The sequence below is a fragment of the Sanguibacter sp. Z41_6 genome (genome assembly GCF_059621145.1).
Window position 1 is genome coordinate 121,306 of sequence record NZ_JCAQIF010000003.1, and the last position, 20,080, is coordinate 141,385.

18 protein-coding genes are annotated in these 20,080 nt (G+C 70.7%); 2 read left to right on the forward strand and 16 right to left on the reverse strand.

Annotation, left to right across the window (positions count from 1 at the left end):
* Positions 1–53: 53 nt before the first annotated feature.
* The 4 genes from infB to rimP are packed head-to-tail and all read right to left on the reverse strand — an operon-like array spanning position 54 to position 5,037.
* Entirely contained in the window at positions 54–2,942 is a 2,889-nt protein-coding gene (gene infB / locus AC54T1_RS08155) for a translation initiation factor IF-2 (protein ID WP_496911629.1), read from the reverse strand.
* Positions 2,943–2,998: 56 nt separating this feature from the next.
* A complete protein-coding gene (locus AC54T1_RS08160; protein WP_484345285.1) occupies positions 2,999–3,556 on the reverse strand; it encodes a YlxR family protein in 558 nt (185 codons plus the stop codon).
* The gene (gene nusA / locus AC54T1_RS08165; RefSeq protein ID WP_496911630.1) at positions 3,456–4,514 is read right to left on the reverse strand and encodes a transcription termination factor NusA; all 1,059 of its coding nucleotides are present in this window, start codon (positions 4,512–4,514) and stop codon (positions 3,456–3,458) included. The genes AC54T1_RS08160 and nusA overlap by 101 nt, the downstream gene beginning before the upstream one ends.
* Position 4,515: 1 nt before the next feature.
* Positions 4,516–5,037 (reverse strand): ribosome maturation factor RimP, encoded by a 522-nt coding sequence (rimP, locus tag AC54T1_RS08170; protein WP_484345283.1) that lies wholly within the window; start codon positions 5,035–5,037, stop codon positions 4,516–4,518.
* Between the two features lie 216 nt (positions 5,038–5,253).
* Between rimP and AC54T1_RS08175 the strand changes: the two genes are divergently transcribed.
* Positions 5,254–6,387: a DUF4439 domain-containing protein gene (locus tag AC54T1_RS08175; protein ID WP_496911631.1), complete on the forward strand. Its 1,134-nt coding sequence runs from the start codon at positions 5,254–5,256 to the stop codon at positions 6,385–6,387.
* Positions 6,388–6,448: 61 nt separating this feature from the next.
* Here the strand turns inward: AC54T1_RS08175 and AC54T1_RS08180 are convergent, their stop codons facing one another.
* The 12 genes from AC54T1_RS08180 to rpsB all read right to left on the reverse strand — a co-directional run bounded on the left by AC54T1_RS08180 (position 6,449) and on the right by rpsB (position 19,090).
* Positions 6,449–8,224, reverse strand: a complete 1,776-nt coding sequence (locus AC54T1_RS08180) for a proline--tRNA ligase (RefSeq protein ID WP_484345281.1) — start codon at positions 8,222–8,224, stop codon at positions 6,449–6,451.
* 52 nt (positions 8,225–8,276) lie between these two features.
* Positions 8,277–9,203: a GNAT family N-acetyltransferase gene (locus tag AC54T1_RS08185; protein ID WP_496911632.1), complete on the reverse strand. Its 927-nt coding sequence runs from the start codon at positions 9,201–9,203 to the stop codon at positions 8,277–8,279.
* 38 nt (positions 9,204–9,241) lie between these two features.
* Complete coding sequence (gene ispG / locus AC54T1_RS08190; protein WP_496911633.1) at positions 9,242–10,402, reverse strand: flavodoxin-dependent (E)-4-hydroxy-3-methylbut-2-enyl-diphosphate synthase; 1,161 nt, start codon at positions 10,400–10,402, stop codon at positions 9,242–9,244.
* Positions 10,403–10,475: 73 nt separating this feature from the next.
* Positions 10,476–11,792, reverse strand: a complete 1,317-nt coding sequence (locus tag AC54T1_RS08195) for a M50 family metallopeptidase (RefSeq protein ID WP_496911634.1) — start codon at positions 11,790–11,792, stop codon at positions 10,476–10,478.
* Positions 11,793–11,931: 139 nt separating this feature from the next.
* Complete coding sequence (dxr, locus tag AC54T1_RS08200) at positions 11,932–13,149, reverse strand: 1-deoxy-D-xylulose-5-phosphate reductoisomerase (protein WP_496911635.1); 1,218 nt, start codon at positions 13,147–13,149, stop codon at positions 11,932–11,934.
* Positions 13,139–13,690, reverse strand: a complete 552-nt coding sequence (locus tag AC54T1_RS08205; protein ID WP_484345276.1) for a DivIVA domain-containing protein — start codon at positions 13,688–13,690, stop codon at positions 13,139–13,141. The genes dxr and AC54T1_RS08205 overlap by 11 nt, the downstream gene beginning before the upstream one ends.
* Positions 13,687–14,811, reverse strand: a complete 1,125-nt coding sequence (rlmN, locus tag AC54T1_RS08210) for a dual-specificity RNA methyltransferase RlmN (protein WP_496911636.1) — start codon at positions 14,809–14,811, stop codon at positions 13,687–13,689. The genes AC54T1_RS08205 and rlmN overlap by 4 nt, the downstream gene beginning before the upstream one ends.
* 34 nt (positions 14,812–14,845) lie before the next feature.
* A complete protein-coding gene (locus tag AC54T1_RS08215; RefSeq protein ID WP_484345274.1) occupies positions 14,846–15,700 on the reverse strand; it encodes a phosphatidate cytidylyltransferase in 855 nt (284 codons plus the stop codon).
* Complete coding sequence (frr, locus tag AC54T1_RS08220) at positions 15,700–16,257, reverse strand: ribosome recycling factor (RefSeq protein ID WP_484345273.1); 558 nt, start codon at positions 16,255–16,257, stop codon at positions 15,700–15,702. Before frr ends, AC54T1_RS08215 begins: the two co-directional genes overlap by 1 nt.
* An 87-nt stretch (positions 16,258–16,344) precedes the next feature.
* Positions 16,345–17,091: a UMP kinase gene (gene pyrH / locus AC54T1_RS08225; protein ID WP_484345413.1), complete on the reverse strand. Its 747-nt coding sequence runs from the start codon at positions 17,089–17,091 to the stop codon at positions 16,345–16,347.
* Between the two features lie 105 nt (positions 17,092–17,196).
* Positions 17,197–18,036 (reverse strand): translation elongation factor Ts, encoded by an 840-nt coding sequence (tsf, locus tag AC54T1_RS08230; RefSeq protein WP_484345272.1) that lies wholly within the window; start codon positions 18,034–18,036, stop codon positions 17,197–17,199.
* 82 nt (positions 18,037–18,118) lie between these two features.
* Positions 18,119–19,090, reverse strand: coding sequence for a 30S ribosomal protein S2 (rpsB, locus tag AC54T1_RS08235; RefSeq protein WP_496911637.1), 972 nt, complete (start codon positions 19,088–19,090; stop codon positions 18,119–18,121).
* A 354-nt stretch (positions 19,091–19,444) separates the two neighbouring features.
* On the opposite strand from rpsB, the gene AC54T1_RS08240 reads away from it, so the two are divergent.
* Positions 19,445–20,077 carry a M23 family metallopeptidase gene (locus AC54T1_RS08240; RefSeq protein WP_496911638.1) on the forward strand — a complete coding sequence of 211 codons (633 nt, stop codon included), beginning with the start codon at positions 19,445–19,447 and terminating at the stop codon, positions 20,075–20,077.
* The last annotated feature ends 3 nt before the right edge of the window (positions 20,078–20,080 follow it).

Sequence of the window (20,080 nt, forward strand, 5' to 3'; positions counted from 1 at the left end):
CCGCCCCGCGGGCTCGTGGCGGGCGCCGGTGGGCGCCCCGCCACGGGTGGTGCTCAGGAGCGCGGCTTCTCGCGCATCTCGAACGTCTCGATCACGTCGTCGACCCGCAGGTCGTTGAACGACCCGAGACCGATACCGCACTCGTAGCCCTCACGGACCTCGGTCGCGTCGTCCTTGAACCGCTTGAGCGACTCGACGGTGAGGTTGTCCTGCACGACGGCACCGCCACGCAGCACACGAGCCTTCGTGTTGCGACGGATCGTGCCGGACCGCACGAGGCAACCCGCGATGTTCCCGAACTTCGAGGAGCGGAAGATCTCGCGGACCTCCGCGGTGCCCAGCTGGGCCTCCTCGTACTCGGGCTTGAGCATGCCCTTGAGCGCAGCCTCGACGTCGTCGATCGCCTGGTAGATGACGGAGTAGAACTTGATGTCCACTCCCTCGCGGTCAGCCAGCTCGGCCACCCGCTCACCCGTCTTGACGTTGAACCCGATGATCACGGCGTTGTCCACCGTGGCGAGGTTGACGTCGTTCTGCGTGATCGCGCCGACGCCGCGGTGGATGACGCGCAGCTCGACCTCGTCGCCGACGTCGATCTTGAGCAGCGCGTCCTCGAGTGCCTCGACAGCACCGGACACGTCGCCCTTGAGGACGAGGTTGAGGGTCTCGACCTTGCCCTGCTGAAGGGCCTGGGTGAAGTCCTCGAGGCTGATGCGCTTGCGGCGCTTGGCCAGGAGGGCAGCACGCTCGGCCGCCTCACGCTTCTCGGCGATCTGGCGAGCAGTGCGGTCGTCGGGCGCCACGAGGAACGTGTCCCCGGCACGCGGCACCGATGTCAGACCGAGCACCATGACCGGGCGGGCCGGCGTCGCCGCCTCGACGGGCACACCGTGCTCGTCGAACATCGCACGGACACGTCCGTACGCCGTACCGGCCACGATCGAGTCACCGACGTGCAGGGTCCCGGACTGGACGAGGACGGTCGCTACCGCACCGCGCCCCTTGTCGAGGTTCGCCTCGATGGCGACACCGCGAGCGTCCTTGTTCGGGTTGGCCCGCAGGTCGAGCGAGGCGTCAGCCGTGAGGAGCACCGCACCGAGCAGCTCGTCGATGTTCAGCCCCTGGCGTGCAGAGACGTTGACGAACATCGTGTCGCCGCCGTACTCCTCCGCGACGAGGTTGTACTCCGTGAGCTGCTGGCGCACCTTGTCGGGGTTCGCGCCTTCCTTGTCGATCTTGTTCACCGCCACGACGATCGGCACGTTGGCCGCCTGTGCGTGGTTGAGCGCCTCGATCGTCTGGGGCATGACGCCGTCGTCCGCAGCGACCACGAGGATCGCGATGTCGGTGACCTGGGCACCACGAGCACGCATGGCCGTGAAGGCCTCGTGACCCGGGGTGTCGATGAAGGTCAGCGCACGGTCGACGCCCTCGTGCTCGTGGTGCACCTGGTAGGCACCGATGTGCTGCGTGATGCCACCGGCCTCCCCGGAGACGACGTCCGTCTGGCGGATCGCGTCGAGCAGGCGGGTCTTTCCGTGGTCGACGTGACCCATGACGGTGACGACGGGCGGACGTGCCTCGAGCTCCTCGTCGCCCTCCTCGGCCAGCTCGGCCTCGAGGTCGATGTCGAAGCCACCGAGCAGCTCGCGGTCTTCCTCCTCGGCCGACACCATCTCGATGACGTAGCCGAGCTCCGCGGCCAGCGTGCCGAACGTGTCCTCGTCGAGGGACTGGGTCGCGGTCGCCATCTCACCGAGGTGGAACAGCACGGTGACCAGGCTCGCGGGGTTCGCGTCGATCTTGTCGGCGAGGTCGTTGAGCGACGAGCCGTGGCGCAGCCGCACGACGGTGCTGCCGTTCCCGCGGGGCACCTGGACGCCACCGAGCGACGGCGCCTGCATCTGCTCGAACTCCTGGCGCTTCGCGCGCTTCGACTTCCGTCCACGGACGGGACGGCCGCCTGCGCGACCGAACGCGCCCTGCGTGCTTCCACGACCCGCGCCACCCGGACGGCCACCACCGCCGGGACGACCAGCGAAACCGCCGCCCGTCCCCGGCGCACCGCCACCACCGGGAGCACCGCCACCGGGACGGCCGGCGAAGCCGCCGCGTGCGCCGCCACCACCGCCTCCTGGGCGTCCGGCGCCCGCAGGCGCTCGGTCACCCGGACGAGGAGCAGCACTCCGACCGGGCATCATGCCCGGGTTGGGGCGCGGACCGCCGGGACGCGGAGCAGCGGGGCGGGGCCCGCCGGGCCGCTCGGACGTGTTGCCCTGAGCCGCCGCGGGGTTGACGTTCTCCGTGCGCTCGGGACGCTGTCCCGGTCGCGGCATCCCCTGGCTCGTGGCGAAGGGGTTGTTCCCGGGACGCGGCGCGCCGGAGCGCGGCATCCCCTGGCTCGTGGCGAACGGGTTGTTCCCGGGACGCGGCGCGCCCGTGCGCGGTGCGCCGGACCCCTGACCGGGAGCCTTGGGGGCGCGCTGAGCGTCCGCAGCAGGCGGAGCCTTGGGGGTCGGCGCGCTCGGCCGGGGGCCAGCGGGCGCCGGTGCGGCGGGTGCGGGGGTTGCCTCAGGTTCTGCGGAGGCAGCGGGCGCTGCTGCGGGAGCAGCGTGCGCTGGCGCGTCCGCGGTCGGCTGCGTGGGAGCCGCCTCTGCGGGGGGCGCCGGCGCGGGAGACGCCTGCGCGGGGACCTGCTCGGCGGGCGCCGCCTCGGCGGGCTGCGCGGACCGCGGCGCGGCAGGCTTGCGCGCAGCCGGCTTCGCGGGCGCACTCTCTGCCGCCGGGGCCGGGAACGCGTCCCGGAGCTTGCGAACCACGGGGGGCTCGATGGTTGATGATGCTGACCTGACGAACTCACCGAGCTCGGTCAGCTTGGTCATGATGGTCTTGCTTTCCACCCCGAGCTCTTTTGCGAGCTCGTAGACGCGGACCTTAGCCACAACTCTCCTGTCTTGGTCCACCCAAGGCAGGGAGGACCGTCGTTAGTACTGGGAACTCATCGCTGAGTACTCATCGGGCGCCCATCGGCTTCGAACCCGCTTCCTTGTCGACGTGTCGTGCTGACGCGGGGCACGGACCCCAACGCTTCCTTCATCTGATCCGGATCGACGACCACTGCCGAGCGCAGCGCACGAGGAAACGCCTTGCGACGTACCGCGAGCTCTGCACAGACGGTCCGGGGATGGAGCCAGGCTCCACGCCCCGGGAGGGAGCGATCCAGGTCCGCCAGCAGGACGAGCGGCGAGCCGTCGTCCCCCGAAGACCGGTCTATCACGAACCGGACCAGAGATTCCTGGCAATCACGACCTCGACACCCCACGCATGTCCGCACCGGTCCGACACGCCCCTCGCAGACAGCGGAGGCATCGTTGGACGACAGGGGAACAGGCGCAGACTCTCGCAGTCGCGACCCAGACTCCACTACTCTACCGCGCCCGCCCACAGATCGGGACCTATTCCGCTCCGGGAGATGTCGCGGCGTCGTCGTCGGGCGCGCCACCGTCCGACCTGATGTCGATCCGCCATCCGGTGAGCTTGGCGGCCAGACGGGCATTCTGGCCCTCCTTGCCGATCGCGAGCGAGAGCTGGAAGTCCGGGACGACCACACGAGCGGCCCGGGCATCCGGGTCCACGATCGTGACGGAGCTGACGTTCGCGGGTGACAGAGCGCTGGCCACGAACCGCGCCGGGTCGTCGCTGAAGTCGACGATGTCGATCTTCTCGCCGTGCAGCTCCGCCATCACGGCACGGACGCGCTGGCCCATCGGGCCGATGCATGCACCCTTGGCGTTGAGACCCGACACCCGGGCACGGACAGCCATCTTCGTGCGGTGCCCTGCCTCGCGAGCGATCGCCATGATCTCGACGGACCCGTCGGCAACCTCGGGCACCTCGAGCTCGAAGAGCTTCCGGACGAGGTTGGGGTGGGTACGGCTCAAGGTGATCGACGGCCCCTTCATCCCACGGGACACGTCGAGCACGTACGCGCGCAGGCGCTCACCATGGACGTACCGCTCCGTCGGCACCTGCTCGTGCGCTCCGAGCACCGCCTCGGTGCCCCCGATGTCCACGAGGACGTTGCGCGGGTCGTGGCCCTGCTGGATGACGCCGGCGATGACCTCGCCCTCCTTCCCGCGGAACTGCCCGAGGATCTGGTCGTCCTCGGCGTCCCGCAGGCGCTGCAGGATGACCTGGCGTGCCGTCGAGGTGGCGATCCGCCCGAAGTTGCTCGGCGTGTCGTCGAACTCCGGCCCGAACGAACGCACCACCGGCGCCGGGGCCTCCTCGCCGTCCGCCGCGGGCAGCGCCTCGCCCTCCGTCTCGATCTCCTCGCGGGCCCACACGGTCACGTGGCCGGAACGCCGGTCCACCTCGACGCGTGCCGTCCGGTGCGCGTCCGGCGTGCGCTGGTACGCGAGCGCGAGGGCCTGCTCGATGGCGGAGACGAGCACGTCGAGACTGATGTCCTTCTCGCGCTCGAGCATCCGCAGGACGGTCATGTCGATGTCCATGTCAGGCCTCTTCGTCTGTGTCGTCGGGCGAGAGCGGGACGAACGCGTCCTCGTCGAGCTCTGCGGCACGCTTGAGCTCGACCTCGACGCGACCGCTCCGGATCGCGCCAGCATCGATCCGGCGCCCGCCCGGGTCCAGCACGACCGTCTGCCCGTCGACCTCGACGATGCGGCCGGTGACGGTCGACCGGTCCTCGAGGTCCAGCGTGACGAGCCGGGTGCGGGCGCGCTTGAGGTGCCGCAGCTCGGTCAGCGGCCGGCTGGTCCCTGGCGTGGACACCTCGAGGGTGTAGACGCCGGGCACCGTGCCCCGCTCGTCGAGCGTGTCCGAGATGACGCGGGACACCTCGGCCACGCGGTCGAGACCCAGCGACCCTGTCTCGTCCTCGGGGAGGTCGAGCGTGATCCGGACGACGGTCTTCGAACCGGCCGGCGCGACCTTCACGTCCTCGAGGAACAGCCCGGCGTCCTCGACGGCCGGGCGCACCGCACTCGCCACCTGGTCCGCGGTGATTGCTGCCATCACTTCACTCCTGTCGGGTCCACAGCCCACCGGGCATGGATGAGACCGGTGTGCAGTTGTTTCTGCACGCAGTCTACCGAGTGCAGAGCCGTCGGCCGTCCCCTCGCCTCGTCGAGCCGTCCTGCGCACCGCGAGGGATCCGTGCCCACCCCGGGGCGTCTCGGGTGGACCGCGTCGGACCCACGGGAACGGCGCCACGTGGCATCATCGGGGACGATGAACCTTCCCCGCGTGCCCGCCCGGTCTGCTGCCGCGCCCACAGGTCCCGGCGCCAGCACCCGCCGCCGCGTGCTCGCGGCGGGGATGAGCGCCCTCGTCGCGCTCCTCGGCGTCTCGGGGTGCGGTCTGCGGCTCGAGACCCCGGCGCCGTCCGCCCTCGTGCTCGACGCCGACGAGGTCTCCCGCCAGGCGATGGTCGCGGACGTCGTCGCGGTCCGGGACGCCGCGACCCAGGCGCGACTCCCGCTCGCCGCCGAGGACCCCTCCGCCGGCGCGCTCGACCAGGTCCTGCTGCTCGCGGACCAGCACCTGACGGTTCTCGGCGGCGCGTCCGACGTCGCGGACGGCGCAGGAGCCGATCCCGCAGACAGCGCGCTTCCCGCGGACGGTCACACGTCGCTCGAGCCCGGCACCGTGACCAACGACACCGGCGGCGTCGACCCGTCCGGCACCTCCACGCCTCCCCCGCAGGACGCCCCGTCCGAGCCCGCTGACGCCGCCGCGGTCGTGGGCCTCCTCACCCAGTCGTCGGCCCGCGCCCGCGGGTCCCTCGCGACACCGCTCGACGGGGGCCTCGCCCGCCTGTACGCGTCGATCGCCGCGTCCCAGCTCGAGAGCGCGCGGGACCTCGCGGCATCGACAGGCGTCGAGTTCATGGTGCCCGAGACGTTCACGACGCAGGAGCCGGCGACCCTCCCGCTCGACGTCGGGCTCGAGGAGCTCGCCGTGCTCGTCCGGAGCGAAGACTCCGCGGGCTACGCCCACGAGGTCGTCGCCGCCTGGTCGTCCGACGCCGTGCGGGGGCTCGCCATCACCCGCGCCAGCACGCACCGGGACCGTGGCCAGGCGTGGGCCACGCTGGCCTCACTCGACGGGACCACGCGCGATCCCCGGCGGGCCGCGTACCAGCTACCCGTGACCGCCGTGTCCACCCCCGACGGTGCCGCCGCCCTCGCGCGGTCGGTCGAAGACACCCTCACGACGACCTACGCGACTCTCGTCGGGCGGGTCGATGCCGCGAACCGGGCCCCCATGCTCGACCTCCTCGTCGACAGCTACGCCGCAGCGCGGGCATGGGGATCGCCCGTCCTCGCGTTCCCCGGCCTGCCTGAGCAGGCCGCGCAGGGGTAACGCGCTCTCGGCACGGGTCCGCCGGGTCGCAGGCGCCCCGAGGGGGCCCGTGCCGAGAGCGTCAGAGCGACTCGACGAGCTCGGCGATCCGATCGACGGCAGACTCCACGGCGACCTGCTCAGCCTGGCCCCCGACGCGCGGACGGACCTCGACCACGCCGTCCGCGAGCCCACGCCCGACGACGACGACGAGCGGCACGCCCAGCAGCTCCGCATCCGCGAACTTCACGCCGGGCGAGACCTTCGGACGGTCGTCGAACAGGACCTCGACGCCCCGCGCGGACAGCGTCCCGGCGATCGACTCCGCTGTCTCGAAGACAGCAGGGTCCTTGCCCGTCGCCACGACGTGCACGTGGGCCGGCGCGACCTGGACCGGCCACGCCAGACCCTTCTCGTCGTGGTGCGCCTCGGCGATGGCGGCGAGCGCCCGGGTCACCCCGACACCGTAGGAGCCCATCGTCACGGTCACCTGCTTGCCGTTGACGTCGAGCACCTTGAGACCCAGGGTCTCCGCGTACTTGCGGCCGAGCTGGAAGATGTGGCCGATCTCGATCCCGCGGGCGAGCTCGAGCGGGCCCGAACCGTCCGGCGCGGGGTCTCCTGCCCGCACGGCAGCGGCCTCGATCGTCGCGTCCGCGCGGAAGTCGCGCCCCGCGACGAGGTCGAACACGTGCTGGTCGCGGACGTCTGCGCCCGAGATCCACCGGGTGCCCGGAACGACCCGGGGGTCGAGGAAGTACCGCACCGCGGTCTCGTCCCCCGTGGTCGTGCGCCCGAGGGCACGAGGACCGATGTATCCCTTGACGAGCTCGGGGTGCTTCGCGAAGTCGGCGTCGCCGGCCGGCTCGACCTCCGCCGGAGCGAGCGCCGCCTCGACGCGGCGGAGGTCGATCTCCCGGTCGCCGGGAAGACCGACGACGACGACCTCGCGGCTGCCGTCCGGGTGGGTCAGGGCGAGCACGACGTTCTTGAGGGTGTCCGCCGCCGTCCACGCCACCCCGTCGGCGCGCGGGTGCCGCACGTTGGCCAGCTCGACCAGGCTCTCGATCGTGGCCGTCCCGGGAGTGTCCTCGACGTGCGCAGGTGGCGCGTCGCTCGCGTCGACCGACTCCGGGACCGGGGTGACGACCGCCTCGACGTTCGCGGCGTAGCCACCGGGTGAGCGGACGAAGGTGTCCTCCCCGATGGGCATCGGGGTGAGGAACTCCTCGCTGCGCGAGCCCCCCATGGCGCCCGAGGTCGCGGCGACGATGACGTACTCGAGACCCAGGCGCGTGAAGATGCGCTCATAGGCGTCACGCTGGGCCTGGTACGAGACCGCCAGTCCGGCGTCGTCGAGGTCGAAGGAGTACGCGTCCTTCATGATGAACTCGCGGCCACGCATGAGACCCGCGCGTGGGCGCGCCTCGTCGCGGTACTTGGTCTGCACCTGGAACAGCGTCACCGGGAGGTCCTTGTACGAGGAGTACAGGTCCTTCACCAGGAGGGTGAACATCTCCTCGTGGGTCGGCGCGAGCAGGTACTCGGCGTCCTTGCGGTCACGCAGACGGAAGAGGTTGGGGCCGTACTCGGTCCACCGGTTCGTCGCCTCGTAGGGCTCACGAGGCAGGAGCGCGGGGAAGTGCACCTCCTGGGCACCAGCACGCTCCATCTCCTCGCGGACGACAGCCTCGACCTTCGCGAGCACCCGCAGCCCCAACGGGAGCCAGGTGTAGATCCCTGGCGCGGCCCGGCGGATGTATCCGGCACGGACGAGCAGGCGGTGGCTGGCGACCTCGGCGTCCGCCGGGTCCTCCCGGAGGGTGCGCAGGAACAGCGTGGAGAGGCGTAGAAGCATGGCACGAGCGTAGTCGTTCTGGACGCTCGCCCGTGACCCGCAGGAGCACCGGTCAGAACAGGACCGTCGCGAAGGTGCCCACCTGCTCGAACCCCACCCGCCGGTACGCCGCCAGCGCGCGATCGTTGTAGTCGTTGACGTACAGGGAGACCACCGGTGCGATGTCGCGCCGCGTGGTCGCGACGACAGCAGCCATGCCCGACTCGGAGTAGCCCTGACCCCGGTGGTGCGGCGCGACCCACACGCCCTGGACCTGCGCCACGCCGCGGCTCGCCGCCCCGATCTCCGCCTTGAAGACGACCTCCGGGGCACGGTCGAGGCCCCGCACGCCGTCCGCGTCGATGCTCCTGCCGTCCGTCGTCTCGACACGGACGAAGGATCGGCGTCCGGTGATGAGCGAACGGACACGGTCCTCGTACGCGCTCGCGGAGTACTCCATGGGTGAGTATCCGACCTCCTCCTGGAACATCCGCACACAGGCGGGCAGGAGCACCGGATAGTCCGTCATCTCGGAGTACCGCACGCGGTCGTCGGGGACGACGAGAGGGTCGGTGGTGATCATCATCGACGGCTGGTTCGCGCGGACCTCGCGTGCCGCGGGCCAGATCGGCTCGAGCCGCCGCCACAGCCCGAGCGCAGCGTCGGCAGCACCGACGATCGACGAGCACCTGCGTCCCTGCACCATCGCCTGCCGGGCGAAGGCGTCGAGCGCCTCAGGTTCCGCACCCGGCACGACGGGGACGAGGTTCGCCCCGGACCAGCAGACCGCCTCGATCGGTCCGTCCGCGGGAAAACCCCACACCTGGCCGCCGGACCGGGCGATGGACTGCTCGGCCGCCGCCTCGATCCGGGTGGTCGCGAGGACCGAGGCCACCGGATCGACGGCGCAGACCTCGAGCGCACGGCCGAGATCAGCCTCCGTGAGCATCCGCACCCCGGACGCGCCGCTGGCCGTTCCCGCCCCCTTCATGCCCGCCATGTCACCGCGGGTGGCTCGACGCGCACGAGAGGTGCGCCTCAGCTGACGGAGACGACTGCGCCGCCCCCGGGGCCGTCGACGGGCTCCATGGTCGCGGCGATCCGCATCGCCTCGTCGATGAGGGTCTCCACGATGAGGTGCTCGGGCACCGTCCTGACCACCTCGCCCTTGACGAAGATCTGGCCCTTGCCGTTCCCCGAGGCGACACCGAGGTCCGCCTCCCGCGCCTCACCCGGGCCGTTGACGACACAGCCCATGACAGCGACGCGCAGCGGCACGTCGAGGCCCTCCAGACCGGCAGTCACCTGCTCGGCGAGCGTGTAGACGTCCACCTGGGCACGCCCGCACGACGGGCACGAGACGATCTCGAGCTTGCGGGGACGCAGGTTGAGGGACTGCAGGATCTGGATCCCGACCTTGACCTCCTCCACCGGGGGTGCGGAGAGCGAGACGCGGATCGTGTCGCCGATGCCCTTCGACAGGAGCGCACCGAACGCCGTCGCCGACTTGATCGTCCCCTGGAACGCCGGGCCGGCCTCCGTGACGCCGAGGTGCAGCGGCCAGTCACCGCGCTCCGAGAGAAGCTCGTAGGCGCGCACCATGATCACGGGGTCGTTGTGCTTGACGGAGATCTTGAAGTCGTGGAAGTCGTGCTCCTCGAACAGGGACGCCTCCCACACGGCCGACTCGACGAGAGCCTCAGGGGTCGCCTTGCCGTACTTCGCGAGCAGTCGCGGGTCCAGCGAACCGGCGTTGACACCGATCCGGATGGAGACGTTCGCGTCACGCGCAGCGTCAGCGATCTGTTTGACCTGGTCGTCGAACTTCCGGATGTTGCCGGGGTTCACGCGCACGGCCGCGCATCCCGCGTCGATCGCCGCATAGACGTACTTCGGCTGGAAGTGGATGTCCGCGATGACGGGGATCTGCGACTTCTTGGCGATGGCCGGCAGCGCGAGAGCATCGTCGGAGCTCGGAACGGCGACGCGCACGATGTCGCACCCGGCGGCGGTGAGGGCGGCGATCTGCTGGAGGGTCCCGTTGATGTCGGTCGTCGGGGTGGTCGTCATCGACTGGACGCTCACCGGTGCGTCGCCGCCGACGTCCACCTTGCCGACCTTGATCTTTCGGGTCGGGCGCCGAGGGGCGAGGACAGGGACCGGGGCCTGGGGCATGCCGAGACTGATAGGAACACTCACCCGACCAGTATCCACCTCCCGCGGTCCGGCTGCCGCCGTAGGCCCGCCGACCGGACCGACGTCCCTCGAACCTTCACAGGATCCGGATCGGCTTGACGATGTCCGCGTACATGAGCAGAGCCCCCATGGCTCCGAGGACGAGGAACACCCCGTAGGCGACGGGCATCATCCGGGCGGTGTCGGCCGGCGCTGGACGAGGCTGCCCCCGCAGGCGCGCGACCTGCCGACGCCCGCCCTCGTACAGGGCCCCCACGACGTGGCCGCCGTCGAGCGGGAGCAGCGGGACGAGGTTGAACGCGAAGAGCGCGAGGTTGAGGCCCGCGACCATCATGAGCAGGTCGGCCGTCATGAGCGCCGGGCCGTACCCGTCGACGTCGGCGGAGGTGATCTCACCTGCGAACCGCCCGATACCCACGACCCCCACGACGGACGTCTCGTCGCGCTCCGCGTCCCCGAACGCCGCCTCCGCGATGTCCACCATCCGCTCCGGGAGGGTGGCGATGACCTGGACGGTCATCGCGAGCCGCTCCCCCACCATCCCGGGGACGACGGTGATCGGCTGGGGCTGCAGCTCGTCCGTCGGACCGACGCCGAGGAACCCCACCTCCTCGGTGCGAGGCGTCCCGTCCGCGGTCTCGACGGGCTGGCCCTCCTCGTCGAGGACGAGGCGCTCGGCCACGACCGGGGTGACCGTCATCGTGAGGATCTCGCCGTCCCGCTCGACAGCGACCTCCGTGCTGCGTCCCCCGGAGGCGGTGATGAGGTCCACGAGCTCGTCCCACGACGAGACGTCCTGACCCCCGAAGGCGACGATCGTGTCACCGGGCTCGATGCCCGCCGCCGCGGCGGGGGCGGGCACGTCGGACGCGGTGCACTCCGCGTCCGCCGGCGCGTCCGCGGGCAGCACGCACTCCGAGACGCGGGCGACGGTCGTCGACGGCTCCATCGCCCCGAACCCCACGACGACGGCCGAGAAGAGCACGACGGCGATGACAAGGTTCATGAACGGCCCGCCGAGCATGACGACGAGCTTCTTGGGCGCCGAGAGGTTGTAGAACGCCCGCCCCTCCTCGCCGGGGTGGATCTCCTCCGCGCTCGCGTCGCGCGCCGACTGGATGAGGCGCGCGATGCGGCCGGTCCTGCGCGCGCGTCGAGGGTCGCCCGGGGGGTACATCCCCACGAGCCGGACGTAGCCACCGAGCGGGATCGCCTTGATCCCGTACTCCGTCTCACCCCGGGTACGGGAGAACACCGTGGGGCCGAATCCGACCATGTACTGACTCACCCGCACGCCGAACCGCTTTGCCGGGACCATGTGACCCAGCTCGTGGAGCCCGATCGAGACGAGGACGGCGACGACCATGACGAGGACGCCGGCGAGGTAGGCCATCTGATCTCCTGTGCACGGGGCCGGAGCCGCAGTGGCTCCGGGGATGAGGCAGGGGCCGGCGGCGGTGCCCCTGTCGATGGATCATGATGCCGCCGCCCCCTGAAGATTTCCAGAGAGGCGGAGGGGGATCTTTGCTCCCTCAGGAGGCAGCGAGGACCTCGCGGGTCCTCCTGCGTGCCCACCGCTCGGCCTCGAGCACTGCCTCGAGCGTGAGCTCGCCGTCATCGCCGTGATGCTCGCCGAGCACACGTTCGACGGTGTCCACGATGTCGAGGAATCCCGTCCGTCCGTCGAGGAAGGCGCTCACGCACTCCTCGTTCGCGGCGTTGTACACGGCGGGGTGCGTCGCCGACGCGACCACGGCCTCGCGCGCCAGCCGGACCGCGGGGAACACGGACTCGTCGAGCGGCTCGAACGTCCAGGCAGCTGGCTGCGTCCACGCGCAGGGCGACGCGACGTCGGCCAGCCGCTCCGGCCAGCTCAGGCCGAGCGCGATGGGCAACCGCATGTCCGGCGGCGACGCCTGGGCGATCGTCGAACCATCGACGAACTCGACCATCGAGTGCACCACGGACTGCGGGTGCACGACGACGACGATGTCCTCGACCGGGACGTCGAAGAGGAGGTGCGCCTCGATGAGCTCCAGACCCTTGTTCATGAGCGACGCGGAGTTCACCGTGACCACCGGCCCCATGGACCACGTGGGATGAGCGAGCGCCTCGCGCGGGCCCACCGCCGCGAGCCGGTCCCGCGACCACCCGCGGAACGGCCCGCCCGATGCCGTGAGGACGAGCCGGCGGACCTCGCCACGCGAGCCCGAGCGCAAGCACTGGGCGATCGCCGAGTGCTCCGAGTCGACCGGCACGACCTGGCCGGGGCGGCCCTGCGCCTGCGCGACGAGCGAGCCACCGACGACGAGCGACTCCTTGTTCGCCAGCGCCAGCGTCGAGCCGGCGCGGAGCGCAGCCAGGGTCGGGCCCAGCCCGACGGAGCCGGTGATGCCGTTGAGGACGACGTCGGCACCCGTTCCCGCAATGACGGTCGCCGCGTCCGGCCCGGCCACCACCTCGACGCTCCCCGCCGCGCGCCCGACCGCACGCAGTCGCGCATCGAGGGCCGCGCGGACGGCCGGCACCGCACCAGGCTGCGCGACGGCGACGACCGGGACGTCGAACGCGACGGCCTGCTCGGCGAGGAGCAGCGGATCACCGCCCCCCGAGCCGAGCGCCGTGATCGAGAACTGGTCGCGGTGCCGGTCGACGACGTCGAGAGCCTGGGTGCCGATCGACCCTGTCGACCCGAGCACGACAAGGGAACGGTGACCGCCAGCACCGGCCACGCCGGTGCTACTCGACACCGAGGAGGACCTCGACGGCGCGCGCGAGGAAGGCATCGACCGGAGCCTCGGCATACCCCTTCGATCCCCGCCGTGGACGGAACACCGCCCGGCGGATCTCGGCCGCTGACACGGCCTCGGTCTGGTCGAAGTACGCGACGAGCCGGTCGCAGAGCTCGTCGACCTCGTCCTTGTCGTACCCCGGTCCCCCGCGCGGCGCGTCCGCGAAACGTTCCCCGTCAGGACGGCGCAGGCGGCCGTAGAGGCTCCGCGCTCTCTCCGCGAGGTCGGTCATCCAGGCACCCTGACCCTGCGCGAGGACGAACTCCTGGCGCTGCCGGGCGACGAAGGCAGCCTCGAGCCGGTCGAGTGCCGCATCGACCTCGCTGGTGACATAACCGCCCCGGACGAGCGCGAAGGTCCTCGTCTGGATGTCCCGGCTCGTCAGCTCCTCGCTGCCCGTCCCCTCGTACGCCTCCCGCGCCTCGTCGAAGAAGTCGTCGACCTCGTCCTGGTCGTACCCCTTGCGTAGGCGGGAGACGGTCGAGAAGACCTTCGTCATGCTTCTTCCTCCGCTGCGAGCTGCCCGCAGGCACCGTCGATGTCGCTCCCCCGGGTGTCCCGGATCGTCGTCGGGATGCCGTGGCCGCGCAGGCGCGCGACGAACTCATCCTCCACGGCCGGGTCGCTCGCCGTCCAGATCGACCCGGGCGTGGGGTTGAGCGGGATCGGGTTGACGTGCACCCAGCCCTGGCCCCGTGCAGTGAGCTTCTCACCGAGCAGGTCGGCGCGCCACGCATGATCGTTCATGTCGCGGATGAGCGCATACTCGATGCTCACCCGCCGACCGGTGACCTCGAAGTACCGACGGGCCGAGTCGAGCACCTCGTCGACGGACCACCGGGTGTTGATCGGCACGAGCTCGCTGCGCAGCTCGTCGTCCGGGGCGTGCAGCGAGAGCGCGAGCGTCACCGGGATGCCCTCCTTGGCGAGCTTGTCCATCGCCGGGACGAGACCCACCGTGGAGACGGTGATGTTGCGCGCGGACATCCCGAACCCGTCGGGCGTGGGCGCCACCGCCTGACGGACCGTCGCCATGACCGCCTTGTAGTTCGCCATCGGCTCACCCATGCCCATGAAGACGAGGTTGTTGAGCCGGGTCGGCCCACCAGGCAGCTGCCCGTCCGCGAGAGCCTTCGCGGCGGACCGCACCTGCTCGACGATCTCCGCGGTCGAGAGGTTACGGGTGAGTCCCAGCTGTCCCGTCGCACAGAACGGGCACGCCATCCCGCACCCCGCCTGGCTCGAGACGCACAGCGTCGAACGGTTGGGGTACCGCATGAGCACCGACTCGACCTTCACGCCGTCGAACAGGTGCCAGAGAGTCTTCACCGTGGAGCCCCCGTCCGCCTGCATGACACGCGCGGGTGTGAGCAGCGGGGGCAGGAGCCCTGCGGCGAGGGCGTCACGCGACACCTGCGGGAGGTCGGTCATCGCTGCCGGGTCCGCGGTGAGGTGCGTGAAGTAGTGCGTCGCCAGCTGCTTCGCCCGGAACGGCTTCTCGCCGAGGTCGACGACGGCCTGGACGCGCTCCTCGGGTGTCATGTCCGCGAGGTGGCGCGGCGGCTTGCCCCGGCGGGGGGCCGCCATCGTGAGGGTCAGCGGCGTCGAAGGTGCAGCCATGGTGAGAGGTCCAGTCACGTGCGGTAGGGCGGCGTCAGACCGGCAGGTCAGGCGCCACGGAGAACAGCAGATATACGAAGGGAGCGGTGAGCAGCATCGAGTCGAGGCGATCGAGGACGCCCCCGTGCCCCGGCAGCAACGATCCCATGTCCTTCAATTCTAGGTCTCGCTTGATGAGCGACTCCGCGAGGTCTCCGAGCGTCGCCGTGAGCGGCGCGAGGAAACCGAGCGTCAGACCGATGACCGGGTTGACGTCGAGCACGAGGATCGACCCGACGAGACCCACTGCGAGGGCGAGGACGAACGACCCGGCCAGACCCTCCCAGCTCTTCTTCGGGCTCACCGAGGGCGCCAACGGATGGCGTCCGAACAGCACGCCGGCGACATATCCGCCGACGTCGTTCGACACGGCAAGGAGGATGAAGATGAGCACCTGCTCGCGGCCGTCCTCGGCCCGGAGCATGAGCATGACGAAGCCGCCCATGAGAGGCAGGTACGAGGCGGCGAAGACGCCCGCCGCTGCATCACGGACGGCTCCGATCCCCCCACCGTCGACGATCCGCCACACGACGAGCCCGGCCACCGTGAGGACGAACGAGACCATGAGCGCCTCGGCGCCCGCCTGGTACGTCGAGACGAGCATCCCGACGGTGCCCACCACGAGCGGCACGAACGGGATGTGGACGTTGCGCCGCTGAAAGGCCTTGGTCAGCTCCCACAGCGCCGCAGTGATCGCCACGAACGCCAGGAGGATGAAGCCCTCCTTGCGGAAGTACAGAGACCCGCCGACGACGGCGAGGAGGGCGACGCCCACCCCGGTCGCAGCGGGGAGGTTGCGCCCCGCGCGCGGGGCGCCCGGAGTGGGCAGGGACACCGACGAGTCGACCATCAGACTTCGAGGAGCTCGGCTTCCTTGCGGGCGAGAAGACCGTCCACCGCATCGACGTGCCGCTTCGTGATCGCCTCGAGCTCCTTCTCCGCGCGGGCGCCCTCGTCCTCGCCGGCGTCGCCGTCCTTGACGAGGCGGTCGAGCGCCTCCTTGGCCTTGCGCCGGATGCTGCGGACGGACACGCGTGCGTCCTCGGCCTTCGTCTTGGCGAGCTTGACGTACTCCTTGCGCCGGTCCTCGGTGAGCACCGGCAGGACGATGCGGATGACGTTGCCGTCGTTGCTGGGGTTGACGCCCAGGTCGGAGTCCCGCAGGGCCCGCTCGATGGCTCCGAGCACCGTCTTGTCGAACGGGGAGACGAGGATGGTCCGCGCCTCGGGCGTCGTGAACGACGCCAGCTGCTGGAGCGGCGTGGGGGCGCCGTAGTACTCGACGACGATCCGCGAGAACATCGACGCGTTCGCACGACCTGTGCGGATCGTCGCGAAGTCCGTCTTCGCGACCTCGATCGCCTTGTCCATCTTTTCCTCGGCCTCGAGGAGGGTCTCGTCGATCACCCGTGCTCCTTCATCGCTTGCGGATGCCACACGGTCCGCGTGGCTCGTACGTCGGACGACGCCCCGGCAGACCGGGACGCGTCCTGCTCACCCTGATGTGACGAGCGTTCCGATCTTCTCACCGACGAGCGCCCGGGTGACGTTCCCGGGGGTGTCCATGCCGAACACGCGCATGTGCACGTCGTTGTCCCGGCACAGGCTCAGTGCGGTCGCGTCCATGACGGCGAGGTCCCGGATGAGCGCGTCGGTGTAGGTCAGCTCGTCGAACCGCTCAGCGGTCGGGTCCGTCCGGGGGTCGGCGCTGTACACCCCGTCGACGCCGTTCTTTCCCATGAGCACCTCGTCGCAGTGCGTCTCGAGCGCTCGCTGTGCCGAGACCGTGTCTGTCGAGAAGTAGGGCAGGCCGGCGCCAGCACCGAAGATCACGACGCGGCCCTTCTCCAAGTGGCGGATCGCACGGAGCGGGATGTACGGCTCCGCGACCTGACCCATGGCGATCGCCGTCTGGACACGCGTGCTCACGCCGGCCTGCTCGAGGAAGTCCTGCAGGGCGAGGCAGTTCATCACCGTCCCCAGCATCCCCATGTAGTCGGCCCGCGCCCGGTCGAGTCCCTGCTGGGAGAGCTCGGCGCCGCGGAAGAAGTTGCCACCGCCCACGACGATCGCGACCTCGACGCCCGCGCCGACCGCCTCGGCGATCTCCGCCGCGACGCGCCGGACCACGTCCGACGCCAGACCGATCTGGCCTCCGCCGAAGGCCTCGCCGGAAAGCTTGAGGAGCACCCGCCGCGCACGCGTACCACGCGCTCCACGGGGCTGAGCGCCGTCGCTCATGAGGTTCTGGGTCACTGTCCTACCATCCCACCGTTGTCGTGCCAGCCCTACGTGTACGGAAAGCCCGGCCCGCAGCACCTGCGGACCGGGCGACCATGTGGTGTGTCAGGCTCCGACGCGGAACCGCACGAAGCCGGTGACGGAACCGCCGACCTCGGAGGCGGTCTGAGCGACCGTCTTCTTCGGGTCCTTCGCCAAGGGCTGGTCGAGGAGGACGACCTCCTTGAAGAACCCGCCGAGGCGTCCTTCGATGATCTTCGGCAGCGCCGCCTCGGGCTTGCCCTCGTTGCGCGAGGTCTCCTCGGCGATGCGGCGCTCGTTGGCAACCGTCTCGGCCGGGACATCGTCCCGCGTCAGGTAGGACGGGGAGAGCGCGGCGATGTGCTGCGCGATGTCCTTGGCGACAGCGGCGCCGGCCTCGTCGGTGGCCACGAGGACACCGATCGACGGCGGAAGGTCCTTGCTCGTGCGGTGCAGGTAGCTGCTGACCTTCGGGCCACGCACACGCTCGACGCGACGCAGGACGATCTTCTCGCCCAGCGTTGCTGCGGTGTTGTCGATGAGGCTCTGCAGCGTCTCGCCGTCCACCTCGGCAGCCAGTGCGGACTCGACGTCCGTGGCACCGCTCGCGACGACAGCCTCGAGCACGCGGGCACCGAGGTTGACGAAGTTCTCGCTCTTCGCGACGAAGTCGGTCTCGGAGTTCAGCTCGATGATCGTGCCGACCTCGCTGTCGCCGTCCGTCGCCACGGACAGGGCCACGAGACCCTCCGACGTCGAACGGCCCTCGCGCTTGCTCACGCCCTTGAGGCCCTTGACGCGGATGATCTCGAGCGCCTTCTCGGCGTTGCCGTCAGCCTCGTCGAGCGCCTTCTTGACGTCGAGCATGCCGGCACCGGTGCGCTCACGCAGCGCCTTGATGTCTGCGGCGGTGTAGTTCGCCATGTGTGTACGTCCTTTGCAGAAGAATCGATGGAGAGAGACGTGGTGGCCGGCTCCTGCGAGCCGACCACCACGTGCACCCTGCTTACTTGGACTCGGCCTCGGGGGCCGTCGTCTCGGCGGCGACGGGCGCCTCCGTCTCGGCCGCAGCGGCCTCGGGCGCTGCAGCCTCAGGCGCAGCAGCCTCGTCGGACGCGTCCACCTCGGTGGCGACCTCGGCGACCGCGTCGGGCGTTGCCGCGGCCTCGACAGCCGCGACCGGCGCGGGCTCGACGGCTGCAGGCGCCTCAGCACCGGCGAGGAGCTCGCGCTCCCACTCGGCGAGCGGCTCGGACTCAGAGCCCGCGGTGGCGCCGGACTTGCCGGCGTGGCGCTGGATGAGGCCCTCGGCGACGGCGTCCGCGACGACCCGCGTGAGGAGCGCGACGGCGCGGATCGCGTCGTCGTTGCCCGGGATCTTGTAGTCGACGACGTCGGGGTCGCAGTTGGTGTCGAGGATCGCGACGATCGGGATGTTCAGCTTGCGTGCCTCGTCGACCGCGAGGTGCTCCTTGTTCGTGTCGACGATCCAGATGGCGGAGGGGATCTTCGCCATGTCACGGATACCGCCGAGCGTGCGGGCGAGCTTGTCGCGCTCGCGACGCATGATGAGGAGCTCCTTCTTCGTGAAGGCGCTTCCTGCGACGTCGTCGAAGTCGATCTGCTCGAGCTCCTTGAGGCGCTGCAGACGCTTGTTGACGGTCTGGAAGTTGGTGAGCATCCCACCGAGCCAGCGGTGGTTGACGTACGGCATGCCGACTCGGGCGGCCTGCTCGGCGACCGGCTCCTGCGCCTGCTTCTTCGTGCCGACGAAGAGGACGGAACCGCCGTGGGCGACCGTCTCCTTGACGAACTCGTACGCGGTGTCGATGTACGTCAGCGACTGCTGGAGGTCGACGATGTAGATGCCGTTGCGCTCGGTGAAGATGAAGCGCTTCATCTTCGGGTTCCAGCGGCGGGTCTGGTGTCCGAAGTGGACACCGCTCTCGAGGAGCTGGCGCATGGTCACGACGGCCATGGCACTTCCTTTCGGTGCGGGTCGGGACGATGCCCCGGCTCCGCGCGCATGTTGGCGGTCCGGTGGACCGCATCTCGGTTGTCGACGCGCCCCGGTCGGAGCCCGTCCCTAGCACCACGGATGGCCACGCCGGGACGAACCCGGACCGTAGTGGCTGCGCCGGACGGCACGGAGGCCGTCGTCTGGTGCGTGAAGTCGACCAGCTGTCGTGCCGCTCATGCGAGATGAGGGCAGCACTGACGTACTGATCGCGTAGGTGAGTCTACCCGACGCCTGCACTGTGGACCGCCGTGCGCGTCCACATCCCCACTGCGCCCCGGTGCGGGGGCCGACTCGCGGCAGGACGCTCACCTCATGCACCTCGACACCCGGCGCGCCGTGCCGCGGCGAACCCGTCCCTCAGCACTGCTCCTCGTGCTCGCGCTCGCGCTCGCGCAGGTCGCCACGAGCGGTGCGCCCGCCGGAGCAGCACGAGCCCGGGACGACCCCGCCACGGCCACGGGGCCGGCTCCGGCGTGGGACGAACCGCTCTACGCGCTCCCGATCGCCACCGGCGGCGGGAACGAACCCCCGGCACGCGCTGCTCTCCTGGCCTCAGGGCTGCTCCTGCGGGACTTCCACGCGCCCGAGGTCCGCTGGGCGGCCGGTCACCGGGGGGTGGATCTCGCGCACAGCCTGGACGGGGAGGTGCTCGCGCCCGCGGACGGCACGGTGACGTTCTCCGGGGTGGTCGTGGATCGTCCGCTCGTCGTCATCGCCCACCCGGACGGTCTGCGCTCGACGCTCGAGCCCGTCGTCTCGGGCCTCGCCCCCGGCGACGTCGTGGCGCGGGGCGAGGCCGTCGGCACGCTCGCCGATGCGAGCGGGAACCACTGCGCACCCGGAGCATGCCTGCACTGGGGCGTGCGCCGAGGCGACGACTATGTCGACCCCCTCGCACTGCTCGGTGTGCTGGAACCGATCATCCTGCTCCCCGACGCGCGGTGAGAC